Source organism: Kribbella albertanoniae (assembly GCF_004348455.1).
GTDB lineage: Bacteria > Actinomycetota > Actinomycetes > Propionibacteriales > Kribbellaceae > Kribbella > Kribbella albertanoniae.
Genome location: NZ_SMKA01000184.1, coordinates 1 through 18815, shown reverse-complemented (window position 1 = coordinate 18815; position 18815 = coordinate 1). Strand labels below are relative to the sequence as shown.

Sequence of the window (18815 nt, the reverse complement as noted above, 5' to 3'; positions counted from 1 at the left end):
GTGACGGGGTGAGGGGTGCCGTCGGGGGCGAGGACGAGGGTGTTCGGGGCGTCGAGAGCGATCAGGGTGTCGTCGACTCGGAGGAGGATCGGCGCGGTGTAGGTGGTGGAGATGGCGGTGCGGCCGGCGGTGAGGGCTTGGAGAGCGGCTTCGACGAGTTCGGCGGGGGTTTCGGCCGAGGCGTCGACGGCTAGCCAGGTGGTGGGGGTGCCGATCGGCGTCGGGGAATCCGGGTTGTGCCAGTCGCTGCCGCCGATGGGGACGGTGTCGAGGCCCCACGCTTGCCACCACGCGATGGGACCGCCCCAGTGGTGGTCGAGCCAGGAGGAGTGCCAGATCTCGGCGAGTGGTGGGTGTTCGGTCAGCGGGTGACGCCAGGAGCAGTCGCCGCCGAGAGGGTGGTTGATCGAGAGCAGGCCGCCCTGGCGGGCCACCTCGGTGACCCAGGTGGAGGCCGGTTGGCGGAAGTCGATGGCGGTGATGTGGCCGAAGGCGTTTGCGTGGCCGGTGTCGGTGGTGACCTCCTGGCCGGGGATCAGGCCGATGCCGAACCGATCGCTGAGGCCGGGCAACTCCAGGTGATGGGCAACCGTGTTGTGGTCGGTGATGGCCAGTACGTCGAGACCGGCCGCGACGCCGAGAGCAGCCAGGTTCGCGATGGGAGTGGAACCGTCGGAGTGCAGTGAGTGGGCGTGGAAGTCACCCGCGATCCACTTCAAGCCGGACCCGGCCGGCAGCGTGCGGCGGGGCGGGCGAGATGGTACGGCGAGCGCGGCCGAAGCGTCGGCGTACGAGGTGAGACCGGGGATCTCCGCGACTGGTCCGGTGACAGCCTCGACGATGAGTTCCGCGCCTTCGACGGGGAGGCGGTGGAGTCCGAGCACGACCCACCAGGTGCCGGCCTCGAGTTCGCCGGCGACGTAGCCGGGAGTGGCCGCGGTCGGGGTGATCGCGAAGGTTCGTCGCGCGCCCCCGGACCAGCCGCGCCACCCGTCGGCGCCCTCGCAACCGAGGTCGATGACGACGCCGTCGATCGGCGGAACCGTCAATGTGACAAGGAGCCCTGGGCAACCAGCCGGTACGTCGACCGGCAGGGAATGCCAGACGGATCCGGCGCGGTCGTCGAGGGTCCAGCGCCGACGGTACGACGTGACTGCCATCAGGCGACCGGCTGCCGGGCGAGCAGTTCGCCGGACTCCCGGTCGTACAGGAGAACGCGGTCGGGTGGTGCGGTGAGGAAGACGGGCTTCCCGACGGAAGGCTCCTGCTCCTCAGGAACGGTCACGCCGATCAGCGTGCCGTCACAGTCGACACTGACGAGCGACTGCACACCGAGGTTCTCAGCCACGACGACCGTTCCCCGCAACCCAGGTCCGATGGCATCGCCGGTGCTCAGGGTGAGGTATTCGGGCCGAATGCCCACGGTGACCTCGGCGCCCGAAGGGATGGAGGCCGCTGCCGGCAACGTTCCGCCCGCTGCCGAAACCCCCGACGACGAAACCACACCGGGGAGGAGGTTCATGGGGGTGGAGCCGATGAAGTTGGCGACGAAGGTGTTCACCGGGCGGGCGAAGACTTCGCGGGGCGTTCCCAGCTGGCGGAGTTTGCCGGATTCCATCACGGCTATGCGGTCGGCCAGAGCGAGGGCTTCGGCTTGGTCGTGGGTGACGAAGACGGTGGTGATGCCGAGGTCGCGCTGGAGTTTCTTGAGGAAGGTGCGGGCTTCCAGGCGGAGGCGGGCGTCCAGGTTGGAGAGGGGTTCGTCGAGGAGGAGGACCTTGCCTTGGGAGGCGATGGCTCGGGCGAGGGCGACGCGTTGCTGCTGGCCGCCCGAGAGTTGTCCGGGGCGGCGTTCCAGCAGGCCGTTGAGGGACAGTTCGCCGGCCGTGCGTTCGGCTGTTTCGGCACGCGTGGCGGCGGCAACTCGCCGTACCTTCAAGGGGTAGGTGATGTTCTCGGCGACGTTCATGTGCGGGAACAACGCGTAGTCCTGGAAGACCATCGCGACCCCGCGCTTGCCCGGCTCGGTGCGCGTCACGTCCACCGAATCGATCCGGACCGTGCCTTCGGAGGCGCTTTCCAGGCCGGCGATGGTCCGCAGGAGAGTGGTCTTGCCGCAGCCGGACGGGCCGAGCAGCGCGAAGAACTCACCGTCGGCGACGTGCAGGTCGAGGCCGTCGACGGCGCGGACGCCGTTCGGGTAGACGGTCGCCAGACCCTCGATGTCGATACCGGCCATCAGGACTTGATCCCTCCATGGAAGCGGAACCCATACCGCGAGTTCACCAGTAGGTACAGCACGACGACGGGGATGGAGAACAGCAGCGAGAAGACCGGCAGCACCTGCAGGTTCACACTGCCGCCTTCGTCGGTGAGCGTCTGCATCAGTACAGCGCCCGGTTGCAGGTCGATCGACCGGATGAGCAGGAACGGCACCAGGAAGTTGCCCCAGGAGTTCACGAACGCCCAGACCATGATCGTGGCCAGCCCGGGTCGCGCCACCGGCAGTACGACGTCACGCAGAATCTGCAGCGTGGATGCGCCGAAGACCCGCGCCGACTCCTCATACGACTTAGGCACCGCGTCGACGAAGTCCTTCAGAATGAAGATTGCCGCTGGCAACAACCCGCCGGTCATCACCAGTGCGACCCCGAACCGCGAGTCGATCAGCCCGAGCTGGTAGATCATCACGAAGATCGGCACCATCGCCGCCGTACCGGTGACGACCGACGACAGCAGCAGAAGCCCGTACAGCAACGCATCCCGCCCGGGGATCCGTACCCGCGACAAGGCATAGCTGGCCAGCGCCGCGAATGCCGTCACGGCCAACGCCGTGGTGATGCAGATGATCAGCGAGTTGACCATCGAATGCAGCGCATACGGATGGTCCAGCGTCTTCCGCACGTTCTCGAACGTCCAGTCCGGCCAATGCACGCCCAGACCAGGGTTCTTGTCGAACGGCGCGGACGCGATCCACAACATCGGTACGGCGAAGAACACCGTGATCGCGCAGATCAGCACGTAGAAGCCGATCCGCCGTACCACGTAGGCCGGAGTCACGCGCGCCTCCTCAGCAGCCGAAGGTAGATCAGCGAGACGAGCAGATTCGCCAGTAGCAGCAGGAAGGAGATGGCCGACGAGTAGCCGAGCTCACCGCCTTGCAGCGCGACGTTGTAGATATACACAGGCACGGTCTCGGACTCGTGATTCGGTCCGCCCTTGGTGAGCAGGAACGGCGAGAAGTCGTTCGCTGTCCACAGGGAAATCAACAGGGTGTTGGTAAGTACGTGCCCGCGGATGTGCGGGAACACTATGTCCCGCAACGTCTGCCAGCCGGATGCGCCGACCATCCGGGCCGACTCCAGCTGTGATGGCGGAACGGCTTGCAGGGCAGACGAGTAGAGCATCATCGAGAACGCCGTACCGCGCCAGGTGTTGAACACCACCAGGCACACCATCGGATAGTCGATCAGCCACGCAGTCCCCGTCGTACCGAGGATGCTGTTCAGCGTCCCGGTGTCCCGGTCGAAGAACGCGACCCACAGGTACGCGACCACGGTCGACGGCAGGATCCAGGCCAGCAGCGTCAGGGCTTCGACGGTACGGCGTACTGCCGGGCGCGCGCGGCGCAGAATCCAGGCGAGGGTGAAGCCGAGGATGTTCTGGCCGACGATCGCCGAACCGAGCACGAACAGCATCGTCAGCCACAACGCATTGTGGAACAGCGCGTCGTTCAGCGCTCGCGTGTAGTTCGTCAGACCGACCATCGACGGCGAGACCGCCTCGACACCGGTCAACCGGTAGTTGGTGATGCCGATGTAGATCGTCCAGATGGCCGGGAAGACGAGGAAGGCCGCGATCAGGAGCATCGCCGGGGCCAGGAAGCCGAGCGCGCGCCCGGTCCCCAGCCCGGCGACATCCTGGGCAGGATGCTTGAAGCGGGTCGCCATCAGTTGCCGGCGACCTTGTCCTTGCTGCCGGCCGCAGCCACGACGGCCTTCTGGTAGGCGATCGAAGCGGCTTCGGTGGTCTTGCCGCTGATCACGTCCGCGGTCGCCTGCTGCAGCGCGGCCGAGACCCTCGGGTACTCCGCCAGGCCTGGCCGGTACTGCGTGATCGGCAGCACCTTGGTGGCCACGAAGTTCAGCATCGGGTCAGTGGCGAGCACCTCGGTGTTGACGTCGGTCCGCTGGGTGATCTTGGCGGCGCCGTTCAGGGACTCCTTGACCATCTCGGCGGAGTTCATGAACTGCAGCAGCTCCCAGGCCTGCTGCGGGAACTTGGTGTTCGGGTTGATCACCGTCGCACCGCCACCGGACATCGACACGAAGTCCTGGCCGTTGACCCCGCCGCCCGGCCTGGCGGCCGGGATCAGCGCGTAGCCGACGGCGGTGTCGCGGTCGGCCATCTTGGCGACGCCCTCCTTCGGCTCGACGACGCTGCGCCAGAAGTAGTCGCTCTCCAGCAGGATGCCGATCTTGTTCGCGGCGAACTGCGCGAACGACTTGTCCCTGCCCTTGGCCTCACGCTGCAGCACCGGGTCACCAAGGCCCGAGCTGTAGATCTGGTGGTAGAACTCCAGAACCTGGCGGAACTTCGGGGTGTAGCCGAGCCACTTTCCGTCGGGGTAGATGGTCGTGCCGGTGCCCACCAGGAGCGGCAGCACGCCCTGCATCGTGGTCGCTTCGCCCATCGCTGTCCCAGCGTTGATCTGGATCGGGGTGACCCCGGACAGCTTCTTCAGCGCCTGGCCGGCAGCGATGATGTCGTCCCACGACTTCGGCTGCCAGTCGGCCGGGAGCCCGGCCTGCTGGAACAGCTTCTTGTTGAAGTACAGAACCCGGCCGTCGGTACCACCGGGAACGCCGTACCGCTTGGACTCGAAGGTGCCGAGCTGCTGCACCGACTCGGGGATCTGCTTCCAGCCGTCCCAGTTGTCCACCTTGGCCGCGTCGCCGATGGTGTCGGTGAGCGGCTTGATGTAGCCGGCCTGGGCGAACTCGCCGACCCAGATACCGTCGATCTGGATCAGGTCCGGGCCGGACTTGTTCGACAGGTCCAGCGACAGCTTCTGCTTGTAGACCTCGTCGTCGGAGCCGTCACCCTGGAACTTCACCGCGACGTCGACGCCCTTGGCCTTCTGGTCCGCGACGAACTTCGGGATCAGGACGTCTTCGATGAAGGTCGCGCCGGCGCTGCTCTTGCCGCCCTTGACGGCGTTCGAGCCGATCGTCAGCTCGACCTTCTTGGCGTCGGCGTTGCGGTTCGCGTCCTGGTCGCCGGAACCGGACGAGCCGAGGCAGCCGGTGAGCAGCAGGGCGGCGGTGGCGCCGAGGGCGAGCGTGGTGGACAGCCGAAGGGATCGCATCAGGGGGCTCCTTGCGAGGTCGGTACTGCGAGTGCCGGTCAAACATTGACATCACCAGGCGGCTTTGTGAAGACAATTGCCCAAACGGTGTACGGCGGGTAATCGCCACTCCGCCCGCGGTTACCGGGAGTCGCGCTCCGGCGTCAAGTCGGAGTTCGCCTGGCCGCATTGCGGGTCCGTTAAAGTGCGCTCAAGGTTCTGTCGCAACCCGTAGCGGAGTAGATACAGAACGTGAAGTCGGGAGGTAGCGTCAGCCCCGTTCGGTTCATCGGAGCGGAGGTGACTGCGAATGTTGTACGGAGTTCTTCACCTGGTAGACGACCTGCTGTTCGGGCACTGGCACCACGGCCACTGGTGCTGGTGGTGACCGGCACCGACTGGTGATTCCCCGCTGAGGGAAGGCCGGACGGTGACGACGGCGTACGGCTCCCGCTGACGCGCAAGCAGCGGAATCCCGCGCCGATCCCCGAGCACCGCACCACCTGACCGACCGAGGATCACCAGAGCTTCACAACTGAAAGCAGTGTCGATCTCTAAGGAGTGAGAAAACAGCCGGCCCCGACGATGTCGGGGCCGGCTGTCTGTTGGTACTGCAGCGTTACTTCTGTGCCAGCTGCATCATCTGCTTGGGCAGCACCGTCATCTGGGCCGGGATCGGCAGCTTCGGCCGAACCAGTTCCAGCAGGCTGCCCGCGGCGTTCGCGATCGGCAGCGGCAGGGCCAGGCCCAGCGATGCCAGCAGCGCGTTCACCAGAGCCAGGACTGCGCCCAGGATGTCCAGGCCAGGCAGCGGCAGTGCGCTCCAGCCCTGGACCGGTGTGCCGGTCGCACCCATGCTTCCGGTCGGTTGTGCCTGCTTGGCCTTCCCCTTGCCAAGCAGTGAGGTGAGGGCGAGACCGCTCGCCTCGTTGACGAACGTGCCTGCGCTCGTGTCGTAGTTCCACTTCTGGCCGTCGCCGCTACGGCACGGCAGGACCAGTAGTGGGGCCGCGGCCGGAACCTTGGCCAGGTCCGCACCGCTGTCCAGGCAGGCTCCGGTCTTGGCAAGGGCGCCACCGACGCTCTTGCTCATCGCGACCTGCAGCTGGCCGGACTCGGTGTAGATCCACTCCTGGGTCTTGCCTTCCTTGCCCGGAGCGCAGGCCATCATGACGCCCATCGGGACCTTGTTGGCCGCGACGAAGGTCAGGCAGTAGCGGGTGTCGGCGCGGGTGGCGATCTGCTTCGCCACGCCGATCTCCACGCCCGGAGCCGCGGAGCGTTCCGGGAGCGGCTGAGCCGCCTGGGCCGGGATGGCCGTGGCCAGTGCGACGCTGACTGCGAGCACTACTACGCCGGTACGGCTGAAGAGCTTACGGGTGATCAAGACAACCTCCGAAGGTCGTGCCTATCTCAGTGAGCGTCAGGTCGTCGGGACCCCGTTACGAGAGCCGGTCCGTGTTTTCCGGGAACCGCTTCGCCACCCCTTGCGCGGTGGGCGGGTTGCGGGTCGATCCCCCGTGAGGAGGCGGTGTGGCCCGGAAGGCCGACAGTGACTCAACGCGACGTTGACGCCACGACCAGTAATGCACAGCTCGGTCGGAGGTGGTTATGGCAAGACCGTGAAACTTGATGCCAATGGCAACTAACTGCCAGCGAAAAGTCGTTGCGGTGGGCATCGAAATCCGGCTGCGGGGTGGCCGTGTGCGCGCTGTGCTGCGATCGAGATGTGCCAGCAATCAAGCGATACTGGGGTAGTCCACAGTGTCGATTGATGCCGTGGGCAACAGAGTTGTCAGTGGGGCTGCTTGTGGTCGGTGGTGTCGGTGGCCACGTGTTCCTCGGTGGCGAGCCGCTCCGAATCCGTTGTCTTGTCAGCTACCTCTGTGTCGCGACTCTCCGCCAACTCCGGAGTCTCGTCACGTTCCGTCACCGCGGGCTGGGTCGAGGTGGCGACCTGGGCGCGCAGCGCGCGCACCTCACGGTGCCGGCGCCAGCCGCGGGTCGCGCCCTTCTTTGTCAGCCAGAGTCCGGCCAGCAGAGCAGCGCCGGCGATCACACCGAGGAAGAACACCGTCGGCACGATCACGCCGAAGTCGATACCGAACACCGACAAGGTGGTGGACTCGGCCGACGAGACCGAGACGCCCAGGCCGAACAGTACGGCGATGACGATCAGAACAATTCCGAGGACGAACATGGCGCACGCTGCCTTTCAAGCCTCACTACTGAGTAGTGCGGTGAGCAGCGCGACCGCGCCGCTCTTGTCGAGTGGGTTGTTCTGGTTCCCACACTTGGGTGACTGTACGCAGGATGGGCAGCCATCCGTGCACTCACAGTGTGCAATGGCATCACGTGTCGCGGTCAACCACTCGCGCGCCGCGGACCACCCGTGTTCGGCGAAACCCGCCCCGCCCGGATGCCCGTCGTACACGAAGACGGTGAGGCAACCGGTGTCCGCGTGCCGGGCGGTGGAGACGCCGCCGATGTCCCAGCGGTCGCAGGTGGCGAACAGTGGGAGCAGCCCGATCGAGGCGTGTTCGGCCGCATGGGCAGCACCCGGTACGTCGTCCAGTCCCAGCGACTCGACCGCCGAGTCGGGCACCGTCCACCAGACCGCCTTGGTCCGCAGCGTCCGCGCCGGCAGATCGAGTGGCTGCTCGTCGAGGACATCGCCGGTCGAGATCAGCTTGCGCTGGAACGAGATGACCTGACTGGTCACCTGAACCCAGCCACGGGACAGCTCGGCCGTCCCCCAGGCACGAGTCTCCTCGGTCGCGAGGACGCTGATCTCGGTCACATCGCGGGCGAACGTCGTGTAGTCCGGCGCGGCCGGCTCGACGATCGCGGCGTGACCCTCCAGATCGAGAGTGCGGACCAGATAGGACTCACCAGCGTGCACGTAGACAGCGCCCTCGTGCACCGAGGCATGCGCCGAGCCGCCATCCACAGTGCCGAGGAGACGACCGGTCTGGTCCTCCACGATCTGCACCGTCTTGCCACCGGCTGATCGGATGTCGATGGCGTCGACAGCGCGCTCACGCCGGGTCCAGAACCAGCCATGGGGCCGCTCGCGCAGCGCCCCCTGCTTGACCAGTTGGGCGATCACGGTGGGCGTCGTACTGCCGAAGACCTCATAGTCCGCTGCAGTGAGCGGCAGTTCTTGGGCGGCCGCGCAGAGCTGCGGTCCCAGCACATAAGGGTTCTCCGGATTGAAGACAGTCGCTTCAACTGGCCGCCCGAACACCGCGGTCGGGTGGCGGACCAGATAGGTGTCCAGTGGATCGTCTCGAGCCACCAGCAACGCCAGAGCGTCCCCGCCGGCCCGCCCCGCGCGGCCAGCCTGCTGCCACAGCGATGCGCGCGTACCAGGCCAGCCAGCCAGCAGTACGGCGTCCAGCCCTGCGATGTCGATCCCCAGCTCCAGAGCGTTCGTTGCGGCGACCCCGGTCAGCTCGCCGCTCTGCAGCATGCTCTCGAGCCGTCTGCGCTCTTCCGGCAGATAACCCGCCCGGTACGCCGACACCTGGTCCATCAACGTGGGGTCGACCTCTGCCAGGTTCTCGCGAGCTGTCATGGCCACGGTCTCGGCGCCACGCCTCGAACGGACGAACGCGACCGTCCGCACGCCCGACACGACCAAGTCGGTCAGAAGGTCGGCCACCTCGGCCGGGGCAGAACGCCGTACCGGGGCGCCGTTCTCTCCACGCATTGAGGTGAGGGCCGGCTCCCACAGGCCGAACGCGATCCCGCCCCGCGGCGAACCGTCGTCGACGACCTCCACCATCGGCAGTCCGGTCAGGCGCTCACCCGACACCGCCGGCTCGGCAACCGTCGCAGATGCGCAGACGAAGACCGGATTGGCGCCGTACTGGGCGCAGATCCGTCGCAAGCGGCGCAGCACGCCGGCCACGTGCGCACCGAAGACGCCGCGGTAGTGGTGGCACTCGTCGATCACGACGTACTGCAGGCAGCCGAGGAAGCGGGCCCAACGCTGATGGTTCGGCAGCACGGACCGGTGCAGCATGTCCGGGTTGCTCAATACATAGGTGGCGTGGTCGCGAGCCCAGTCGCGCTCGGTGCGCTCGGAGTCGCCGTCCAGCGTCGTGGGGCGCAGCCCAGGCACTGTGTACGTCGAGACTGCGCGCAGCTGGTCGTGAGCCAGCGCCTTGGTGGGAGAGAGGTACAGCACTGAGGCGGTCCGCCGATGTGGTGAAGCGGCCTGCGCGATGCTCAGCGTGGCAAACGCAGGCAGGAGGTAGCCGAGTGACTTGCCGGACGCCGTCCCGGTCGCGACCACGACATGACGGCCCGAGTACGCCGCCTCGGCCGTGGCGACCTGGTGGATCCACGGTGCTGCGATCCCGGCGTCGGCCAGTTGGTCGAGCACCTCGGGCGGAACCCATCGAGGCCACTCGCAGGTCCGCCCGGCACGCGCCGGCACGGACTCCACATGGGTGAGCCGATCGGCCCGGCCGGTGGCGAGGCGTCGCAGTACGGCCGCCGCCTCACCTTCACGCATGGCGATGAGCCTAGTTGCCGCCATGGACAAACTAATTCTGGTCCACTCGGCGTGCACGGATTCGTGCACAAGCGCCTGCGCGTGCGGATGCACGCAGCATTTTGTGGACGGAGATCGACTTTCGCCACGGCGAGATGAAAGAGTTTTCCACAACGGTCCTTCTCACGGTCCGTACATGGTTGAATGCAGCAGTTCACGGGATCGGAGGCCGAAGTGGATCTGTCGCTGACCGCGCGCGCCGAGGGCGGGCGTACCGTCGTCGAGGTGGCGGGGGAGATCGACGTCTACACCGCACCGAAGCTCCGCGAGAAGATCGCAGCGCTCGTCGACGACGGGGTCTACGACCTGGTCCTGGACCTGGAACGCGTGGAGTTCCTGGATTCCACGGGTCTCGGGGTCCTCGTCGGCGGACTGAAACGGGTGCGTACCCACGACGGAACCCTGTCCCTGGTCTGTACCCAGGAGCGGCTGCTGAAGATCTTCCGGATCACCGGTCTGACCAAGGTCTTCGACATCCACCCGGACGTCGCCTCCGCGATCTGAAGGCCTTGGTGGACAAGCGAAAAGGTGTCCCCATCAGTACTGTGCGTGACAGTCCCGCCTGATCGCCGCCGTATGGCGTAGACCACCCTGTCGTGAGGTCTGGTCGGGATGCCGCTAGAGTGACCCACCGCGTCATGTCCTTGGCGCTGTTTTATTTCCCCAACCCTTCGGTTGCGGCAGACGGGGGCCGTCAAGCCTGGATGGGTTGCCTACAAGGAGGACGGATGTCCGCGCTGCTTGCACCACAGGCGGTGGATCTTTCGTCGAGCAACACCACACTGGTGATCGTCGTCGGAGTGATCGCGATCCTCGCGGTCGCGATTGCGATGGTTTTCCGGAGTCAGGTGCTTGCCGCGAACGATGGCACCGAGAACATGAAGACGATCGCCGCCGCGGTCCAGGAAGGTGCATCGGCCTTCTTGAGCCGGCAGTTCCGGACGTTGTCGGTCTTCGCAGTGGTCGCGTTCCTGCTGCTGTTCTTGTTGCCTGCCCACACCGATGGCGACAACGCCACCACCCTGAAGATCTTCCGTTCCGTCTTCTTCCTGGTCGGTGCGGGCTTCTCCGCACTGATCGGCTACCTGGGCATGTGGCTCGCCACGCGCGCCAACGTCCGGGTCGCCGCGGCCGCCCGGGACGAAGGTCGTGAGCCCGCGATGCGGGTCGCGTTCCGCACCGGTGGCACCGTCGGCATGTTCACCGTCGGCCTCGGCCTGTTCGGTGCCGCGCTCGTCGTGCTGCTGTTCAAGGGTGACGCGCCGACCGTGCTCGAGGGCTTCGGCTTCGGTGCCGCGATGCTCGCCATGTTCATGCGGGTCGGCGGCGGCATCTTCACCAAGGCCGCCGACGTCGGCGCCGACCTGGTCGGCAAGGTCGAGCAGAACATTCCCGAGGACGACCCCCGCAACGCCGCCACCATCGCCGACAACGTCGGTGACAACGTCGGTGACTGCGCCGGTATGGCCGCGGACCTGTTCGAGTCGTACGCCGTGATGCTGGTGGCGTCGCTGATCCTGGGCAAGGCCGCCTTCGGCGAGCAGGGCCTGATCTTCCCGCTGATCGTGCCGGCCATCGGCACCATCACCGCGGTCATCGGCGTCTTCCTGACCCGTCCGCGGACCGGCGAGAACGGTCTGCGCACGATCAACCGGGCGTTCTACATCTCCGCGGTGATCTCCGGAATCCTCTGTGCGGTGGCAGCGTTCGTCTACCTGCCGAGCAGTTTCGCGGACCTCACCGGCGCGGCCGGTACGTCGATCGCCAACTACGACGGCGACCCCCGGGTCATCGCGACCGTCTCGGTCATCATCGGCATCGTGCTGGCCGCCGTCATCCTGGCGCTGACCGGCTACTACACCGGCACCGAGGACAAGCCCGTCAAGGACGTCGGCAAGACGTCGCTGACCGGTGCGGCCACGGTCATCCTGTCCGGTATCTCGGTCGGCTTCGAGTCCGCCGTCTACACCGCCGTCGTGATCGCGGCCGCTGTGTACGGCGCCTTCCTGGTCGGTGGCACCGGTGTCGTGGCACTGTTCGCGATCGCGCTGGCCGGTTGTGGTCTGCTGACCACCGTCGGCGTCATCGTCGCGATGGACACCTTCGGCCCGGTCTCCGACAACGCGCAGGGCATCGCCGAGATGTCCGGTGACGTGGACGGCGAGGCGGCCCAGATCCTCACCGAGCTGGACGCCGTCGGCAACACCACCAAGGCCATCACCAAGGGCATCGCGATCGCGACCGCCGTACTGGCCGCGACCGCACTGTTCGGTTCCTACACCGACGCGATCCGGACCTCGCTGGCCGACAACTACGCCAAGTTCGAGGCCGAGGCGCTGGTCTTCAACCCGGGCACCCTGGTCGGCATCATCCTCGGTGCGGCCGTCGTGTTCATGTTCTCCGGTCTCGCGATCAACGCCGTCGGCCGTGCCGCCGGTGCGGTCGTGTACGAGGTCCGCCGGCAGTTCCGGGACATCCCCGGGATCATGGACGGCACCGGCAAGCCGGAGTACGGCAAGGTCGTCGACATCTGCACCAGGGACTCGCTGCGTGAGCTGGCGACCCCGGGTCTGCTGGCGCTCTGCGCCCCGATCGCCGTCGGCTTCGGCCTCGGCGCCGCGGCACTGGCCGGCTACCTGGCCGGCGCGATCGGTGCCGGCACCCTGATGGCGGTCTTCCTGGCCAACTCCGGTGGAGCCTGGGACAACGCCAAGAAGCTGGTCGAGGACGGAAACCACGGCGGCAAGGGTTCGCCCGCGCACGAGGCCACCATCATCGGTGACACCGTCGGTGACCCGTTCAAGGACACCGCCGGCCCGGCCATCAACCCGCTGATCAAGGTGATGAACCTGGTCTCGGTGCTGATCGCTCCGGCCGTCGTCGGGATGTCGGCCATCGGCGACGACACCAACATCCCGCTGCGGATCGGCATCGCGCTGGCCGCGGTCGTCGTACTGGCTGCCGCCGTCATCGTCTCCAAGCGCCGGGAGTCGGTCATCTCCGACACCCCCGCCGAGGCGAACGTCGCCGCCTGATCCACCCGTAGTACCGCAACGGCCCGCCGGATCTCCGGCGGGCCGTTCTGCGTTCCGGGCCGTGACCAGGGGTGCCTCAGGGGTTCAACCGATGCCGATCTCTACCCCTGGCCACCAGAATCAACCCACGGGTGGACACACCGGGTCCGCCCCGGGTCCGATGATCTGAACGGGTCGGCCCTCGATACTGAGACGACACAGCCCGCCCAACCATCATTGGCGCGCCACCGAACGAGGAGTACGGCGATGATCGAGGCACACGGCCTCACCAAGCGATACGGCGCCACGGTTGCCGTAGACAATCTGTCGTTCGAGGTGAAACCCGGCAAGGTGACCGGCTTCCTGGGCCCCAACGGCGCCGGTAAGTCCACCACCATGCGGATGATCCTCGGCCTCGACACCCCGACCGCCGGGTCCGTCACCATCGACGGGACGCGGTACCGGGACCTGCACCGGCCGCTGACCAAGGTCGGTGCGCTGCTGGACGCGAAGTGGGTGCACCCGAACCGGTCCGCCCGGGCCCACCTGGCCTGGATGGCGGCGTCCAACAAGCTGCCGAAGTCCAGCGTCGACCGGGTCCTCGAGATCGTCGGCCTGACCGAGGTGGCCGGCAAGCGCGCGGGCACCTACTCGCTGGGTATGTCGCAGCGACTCGGAATCGCCGGTGCGCTGCTCGGTGACCCGGAGGTGCTGCTGTTCGACGAGCCGGTCAACGGTCTCGACCCGGAGGGCATCGTCTGGATCCGGACCTTCATGCACCGGCTGGCCGCTGAGGGCAGGACCGTGCTGGTCTCCAGCCACCTGCTGTCCGAGATGGCGCTGACCGCCGAGGACCTGGTCGTCATCGGCCGGGGCCGGCTGATCTCGCAGAGCACCACGCAGGAGTTCGTCGACCGCGCGAGCGGGACGACCGTCAAGGTGCGCACGCCGCAGCTCGACCAGTTGGCCTCGGTGCTGCACCAGCAGCAACTGGTCACCCGGATCGAGGACGCCGAGGGTGAGGGCAAGGTGCTGTTCGTCGAAGGCGACCTGACCACCGACCAGATCGGTGAGGCGGCCGCCGCACACGGCATCGTGCTGCACGAGCTCACCATGCAGCGCGGCTCGCTGGAGCAGGCGTTCATGCAGATGACCGGTGATTCGGTCCAGTACCACGCACACGACGAGATTGCTGCTGTCACCCACCTCGACGTGCCGTCGAACACCGAGGTGGCCGCTGGGCCGAAGGAGGACAACTGACATGTCGGCTTCCACTGCAACGGCCCCCGCGGCCCGCAACAGTTCGTCGTACGGCGGTCTCGCGGTCATCAACGTCGAGCGGATCAAGCTTTTCACGACCCGCTCGCCGTGGTGGTGCATGGTGGTCGCGGCCGTTCTCACGATCGGTCTGTCCGCCCTCGCGACCGGGTTCCTCAACAGCGAGGAGGAGAAGCAGGCAACGATCTTCATCACCCAGGGCGGCGCGCAGTTCAGCCAGATGGTGATGATGGTGATGGCCGCGCTCGCGGTCACCACCGAGTACCGCTTCGGAACCATCCGGACCAGCTTCCAGGCCGTACCCCAGCGGGCCCAGATGCTGCTCGGCAAGACGGTCGTGGTCGGCCTGCTGGCCGCACTGGTCGGGCTGATCGCCGCCTTCGGCGCCTGGTTCATCGGGACCTTGTTCGCCGGTAGTGCGGACCTGGCGATCGACACCGAAGCGGAGTGGCGCCTGCTGGCCGGGCGCGCCATCATCTTCTTCCTGTCCGCGGTGATCGCGGTGGCGGTCGGCATCCTGATCCGGCAGAGCGCCGGTGCGATCGCGATCCTGATCCTCTGGCCGCTGCTGGTGGAGAACCTGTTCAACCTCATCCCGAAGGTCGGCGACGACATGGCGCGCTGGTCGCCGTTCCAGAACGGGGGCTCCTTCCTGAACCAGGGCAACGACGGCGGCTTCGCCGGCCCGGTCGGGGACGCCAGCAACTACGCGATGGGTCCCTGGTGGGCGCTGCTCTACTTCGCGGCCTGGGCGGCGGGGTTGATGGCGATCGCGCTGTTCTCCGCGAGCAAGCGCGACGCGTAAGAAAGCTCGGCCGGGCTGAGGGGTCCTGGTCGCTACGGCCCGTGGAACTTCGCGTTCCACGGGCCGTTCCTTTTGTGCTGACCTGGTGCCTCAACTAGGGTCCGGCGCATGACTGACTGGGCAGCGGTACGCGCTGACGACTTCGCCGTACCGGCTGATCGGCCGCTGGATGAGCTGGTGGGGGAGCTGTCGGGGCTGTTGCGGTCGGATGATCCGGTCGAGCGGGACAGTACGGCGTACTCGACGTTGGCGACGTGGATCGGGCGCGGGGTGCTGTCGGAGGCGCAGTTGCGTGAGCTGGGCGACGAGATGGCGCGGCGGTTCGGGGACGCGGAGATCCAGACGCGGACGTTCGCGCCGTTGATCCTGGACTGCATTGTGTCGGCCGGCGTCTACGAGGCGAGCTGGGTGCCGCCGTTCGAGCGCTGGTACGTCGCCGAGACCGATCTGCGCGGGTACGACGCGAAGCTGGGCTGGCTGCATGCCGTGGCGCATGGAGCCGACCTGCTGGGGACTCTGGGGCTCTATCCGGCGGTGGAGCCGGTGGAGATGCTGCGGTTGGGCATCGGACGGCTTCTGACGCCCACTGAGTACGTGCTGAGGGACATGGAGGACGACCGGCTCGCTTATGCGCTGGCGTGCACGCTGACGCGCTCTGAGCTCACTGTGGAGGATGCGACCGAGTGGCTGGTTCCGGCCTTCACTGGCATCGCTCCGGGCGGTCTGTCGGTCAGTCCGGTGAACACGAACACCACTCGGACGTTGCGGGCGCTCTATGTGTTCGTGGACCGCGGTGTGCGGCTACCTGACGCGAGTGAGGCCACGCAGATCCCACATGCGGCGGAGATCAAGGCACAGCTGGTTGAGGTGCTCCGGCTGGTGACGCGGAGCTATTTCTGAGGCATCTTGCGCAGCACGGTCGTGAACTGCTGCAGACACGTGTTGGCGGCTGAGACGGAGTACCCGTCCCACCAGGCCGTCGGGTCAAGCCGGGCGACCCGGCCGGCCTTGACCGCGGGCAGCTGGGTCCAGATCGCGTTGCTGGTATACGACTTGAACGTCTGGTCCGGTCCGGCGTTGAAAGCACCGCCACCGAGAAAGTAGAGGATCACGTCGGCGTCCGCGAGCAGTCCGACGTGTTCACGGTCGATCGGGTAGTACGTGTCGGTACCACCCGATGCAGTGGTCGACCGATTCCGCCGTACGCCGATCTCGTCGAGGATCGTAGCGCCGAAGATCGGGCCCCGGAGGATGCGCAGCTCGTCGTTCGTGAAGCGCAGGAGTGCGACGGAGTGCTTTGCCAGGAAGGCCTTGTGCTCGGTCTGCACCTGGAGGGCCCGCTCGCTGAAGCTGCCCAGCGCCGCGTCCTGCTTGCCGGACTGCCCGAGCAGATCGGCGATCAGACGTACCGACTCTTGCCAGGGCTTGCCCTTGCCGGCGTTCTCGTACGCGACGGTCGGGGCGATGGCGGACAGCTGCGGATACAGCTCCTTGGTCCGCTGCAGGCTGCCGATGATCAGGTCCGGCTTGAGCTTCACCAGCTTCTCGAGGTTCGGCTGGTTGAAGCCGAGCGACTCGAAGCCGGCCGCCGGGCGCGGCAGGTAGCCGGGCACCGACACGAGCCCGTCGAGGGTCTCGGAGGCGATCAGCGGCGCTCCGACCTCGAGGCTGACCTGCAGACCGCCGGACGCGTCCAGGGAGACGACGCGCTGCGGAGAGACCGGGATGTTCGCGTTGCCGAGCGGATGCTGCACGTTCCGCGTTGCGGCGATCGACGGCCGGATGTCACCGCCTGCGCCGCATCCGCTGAGACCGGCGACGACCGCCGCACTCAGCAGGCCGGTGAATCCCCGGCGTCCCAGGGTTGCTTGGCTGTCGGGGTACGGCATGCGGGTAAGGCTACCCTTGCGCAATGGAGTCCGGATCCCTCTCAGGGCATCAGCCGACGGGTGGTTCGCGCATCCTACTTTCGGCTGGGTTTTCCCTGAATCGCCCCCCAGGTACGGCGTGCCGGGGGCCGGGGCCCGGTACAGGTGGATACCTGTGGCTGCAGAACCGTTGTCCATGACAAGGTCTGTGACAGGCGAAACCGTGGTCCCCTCCCATGGTGGTGCCAACGCCACTACCGGAAGTAGTGCCTACACCATCAAGATCTGGTCCTCGGCACCGTTAACTTTTGGTTGACGGAAGCAGTCGGGGGCAGCAGTTTTCAGAGAGGGCGCGTGGAAGTCATGGTTGCGACATACCTGAAGAGATGGGTCGGCAACCGGATCCTCAACAGGACCAGCCGTAAGGGTGGTCTCGACCTGTTGAAGATGCGGGTGTTCCCGGCACAGGTGACGTTGCCGCTGCGCCGGCAGGGCCTGGACCCGTTGCCGGCGTTGGGGGAGACGCGGGAAACGGAGCCGGTGCACCGGTTGGCGCACGTGTTCGGGATCACGGTCTGGATGGTGACCGGGCACGCCGAATCCAAGGCCGTGCTGGCCGACTCCACGAACTTCAGCAACGACGTCCGGCCACTGGTCGGCTCGGACCCGAACAAGCCGTCCGAGGGGATCGGCGGTCTCGGGTTCACCGACCCGCCGGACCACACCCGGCTGCGCAAGCTGCTCACGCCCGAGTTCACCAAGCGGCGGCTGGCCCGGCTCGAGCCCGCGATCGAGAAGATCGTCAACGACCAGCTCGACCTGATGGAGGCCAAGGGCCCGGTCGCCGATATCGTCGCCGACTTCGCCTTCAACGTGCCGTTCCTGCTGATCGCCGACCTGCTCGGCGTCGAGGAGCAGGACCGCGACCGCTTCCGTGCCCTCGGCCCGGCCCGGTTCGACCTGTCCGCCGGTGGCATCGGCGTCTTCGGCTCGGCCAGTGAGTCGCGCGACTTCCTGTTCGAGATCGTCCGCAAGCAGCGGGCGAACCCGGGTGACGGCCTGATCGGCTCGATCATCCGGGCCCAGGGCGACGACCTGGACGACGTCGAGCTCGGCGGTCTCGCCGACGGCGTCTTCCTCGGCGGCTACGAGACCTCGGCCAGCATGCTTGCTCTCGGCACCCTCGTGCTGCTCCGCAACCCCGAACACTTCGAGCGGATCCGCACCGAGCCCGGCGCCGTCGACCACATCGTCGAGGAACTACTGCGGTACCTGACCGTTGTCCAGGTCGCCTTCCCGCGCTTCGCCCGCCACGACCAGGAGCTGTTCGGCAAGCAGGTCAAGAAGGGCGACCTGGTGGCCGTCTCGCTGTCCGGCGCCGACCGCGACAAGAACGTCTTCGGTGACGACGCCGAGGACTTCTACCCCCGCCGCGCCTCATCAGCCGCTCACCTGGCCTTCGGTCACGGCATGCACCGCTGCGTCGGTGCCGAACTGGCCCGGATGGAACTCCGAGCCGCCTTCCTCGCGCTGGCTCACCGCTTCCCCGACCTGGCCCTCGCCGTACCCGAGGAGCAGTTGCGGTTCCGCGAACTCTCCATCGTCTACGGCCTGGAGACTCTCCCCGTCCAGCTCCACGCCAGCAAAACCCAGCAGGCCGCCGGCTGACGTGACCCCAGTCCCCGACTACATCGCCCGGATGCCCCGCAAACGCCTGGCGGCAGCGGTTCTCATCCGGGACGCGGCCAACCGCGTGCTGCTGCTGGAACCGACGTACAAACTCAACTGGGAGCTCCCCGGCGGCATCGTCGAAGCCGACGAGTCGCCGTGGGCCGCAGCCTCCCGCGAGGTGGTCGAGGAGCTTGGCCTGGAGCTCCCACTGGGCCGCCTCCTCGTCGTCGACCACGTGCACGCCTACGACGACCGCCCCGACGGCATCAAC

The 18815-nt window shown here is 67.0% G+C and carries 16 protein-coding genes; 7 read left to right on the top strand and 9 right to left on the bottom strand.

Annotation, left to right across the window (positions count from 1 at the left end):
• The 8 genes from E1261_RS30325 to E1261_RS30290 form a co-directional block, all read right to left on the bottom strand.
• The coding region (locus E1261_RS30325) for a CehA/McbA family metallohydrolase (protein WP_132412560.1) at positions 1 to 1160 on the bottom strand (1160 nt) is incomplete at its 3' end.
• On the bottom strand, positions 1160 to 2239 hold the full coding sequence (locus E1261_RS30320) for an ABC transporter ATP-binding protein (protein WP_132412558.1): 1080 nt from the start codon (positions 2237 to 2239) through the stop codon (positions 1160 to 1162). The genes E1261_RS30320 and E1261_RS30325, both read right to left, overlap by 1 nt.
• On the bottom strand, positions 2239 to 3060 hold the full coding sequence (locus E1261_RS30315; protein WP_132412556.1) for a carbohydrate ABC transporter permease: 822 nt from the start codon (positions 3058 to 3060) through the stop codon (positions 2239 to 2241). The genes E1261_RS30320 and E1261_RS30315 overlap by 1 nt, the downstream gene beginning before the upstream one ends.
• On the bottom strand, positions 3057 to 3950 hold the full coding sequence (locus E1261_RS30310; protein WP_132412554.1) for a carbohydrate ABC transporter permease: 894 nt from the start codon (positions 3948 to 3950) through the stop codon (positions 3057 to 3059). The genes E1261_RS30315 and E1261_RS30310 overlap by 4 nt, the downstream gene beginning before the upstream one ends.
• Positions 3950 to 5368, bottom strand: a complete 1419-nt coding sequence (locus tag E1261_RS30305) for an extracellular solute-binding protein (protein WP_132412552.1) — start codon at positions 5366 to 5368, stop codon at positions 3950 to 3952. The genes E1261_RS30310 and E1261_RS30305 overlap by 1 nt, the downstream gene beginning before the upstream one ends.
• A 598-nt stretch (positions 5369 to 5966) precedes the next feature.
• On the bottom strand, positions 5967 to 6734 hold the full coding sequence (locus tag E1261_RS30300) for a ricin-type beta-trefoil lectin domain protein (RefSeq protein WP_132412550.1): 768 nt from the start codon (positions 6732 to 6734) through the stop codon (positions 5967 to 5969).
• Positions 6735 to 7142: 408 nt separating this feature from the next.
• Entirely contained in the window at positions 7143 to 7547 is a 405-nt protein-coding gene (locus tag E1261_RS30295; RefSeq protein WP_132412548.1) for a hypothetical protein, read from the bottom strand.
• A gap of 15 nt (positions 7548 to 7562) precedes the next feature.
• Positions 7563 to 9869 carry a DEAD/DEAH box helicase gene (locus E1261_RS30290; protein WP_132412546.1) on the bottom strand — a complete coding sequence of 769 codons (2307 nt, stop codon included), beginning with the start codon at positions 9867 to 9869 and terminating at the stop codon, positions 7563 to 7565.
• A 183-nt stretch (positions 9870 to 10052) separates the two neighbouring features.
• Here E1261_RS30290 and E1261_RS30285 point away from each other — a divergent pair, with 183 nt between their 5' ends.
• The 5 genes from E1261_RS30285 to E1261_RS30265 all read left to right on the top strand — a co-directional run bounded on the left by E1261_RS30285 (position 10053) and on the right by E1261_RS30265 (position 15905).
• Complete coding sequence (locus tag E1261_RS30285; protein ID WP_272948618.1) at positions 10053 to 10412, top strand: STAS domain-containing protein; 360 nt, start codon at positions 10053 to 10055, stop codon at positions 10410 to 10412.
• A 224-nt stretch (positions 10413 to 10636) separates the two neighbouring features.
• The gene (locus E1261_RS30280; RefSeq protein ID WP_132412544.1) at positions 10637 to 12943 is read left to right on the top strand and encodes a sodium-translocating pyrophosphatase; all 2307 of its coding nucleotides are present in this window, start codon (positions 10637 to 10639) and stop codon (positions 12941 to 12943) included.
• Positions 12944 to 13189: 246 nt separating this feature from the next.
• A complete protein-coding gene (locus E1261_RS30275) occupies positions 13190 to 14182 on the top strand; it encodes an ABC transporter ATP-binding protein (protein ID WP_132412542.1) in 993 nt (330 codons plus the stop codon).
• A gap of 1 nt (position 14183) precedes the next feature.
• Positions 14184 to 15005, top strand: coding sequence for an ABC transporter permease (locus E1261_RS30270; protein ID WP_202875166.1), 822 nt, complete (start codon positions 14184 to 14186; stop codon positions 15003 to 15005).
• A 108-nt stretch (positions 15006 to 15113) separates the two neighbouring features.
• The gene (locus E1261_RS30265; RefSeq protein WP_132412540.1) at positions 15114 to 15905 is read left to right on the top strand and encodes a DUF2785 domain-containing protein; all 792 of its coding nucleotides are present in this window, start codon (positions 15114 to 15116) and stop codon (positions 15903 to 15905) included.
• On the opposite strand, the gene E1261_RS30260 is transcribed toward E1261_RS30265, so the two are convergent.
• The gene (locus tag E1261_RS30260) at positions 15896 to 16894 is read right to left on the bottom strand and encodes an iron-siderophore ABC transporter substrate-binding protein (protein ID WP_132412538.1); all 999 of its coding nucleotides are present in this window, start codon (positions 16892 to 16894) and stop codon (positions 15896 to 15898) included. The two genes, E1261_RS30265 and E1261_RS30260, sit on opposite strands and share 10 nt — an antisense overlap.
• Positions 16895 to 17236: 342 nt before the next feature.
• Here E1261_RS30260 and E1261_RS30255 point away from each other — a divergent pair, with 342 nt between their 5' ends.
• On the top strand, positions 17237 to 18541 hold the full coding sequence (locus E1261_RS30255; protein WP_132412562.1) for a cytochrome P450: 1305 nt from the start codon (positions 17237 to 17239) through the stop codon (positions 18539 to 18541).
• A gap of 31 nt (positions 18542 to 18572) precedes the next feature.
• Positions 18573 to 18815: NUDIX domain-containing protein (locus E1261_RS30250; protein ID WP_132412536.1), on the top strand; the 243-nt coding region annotated here is incomplete at its 3' end.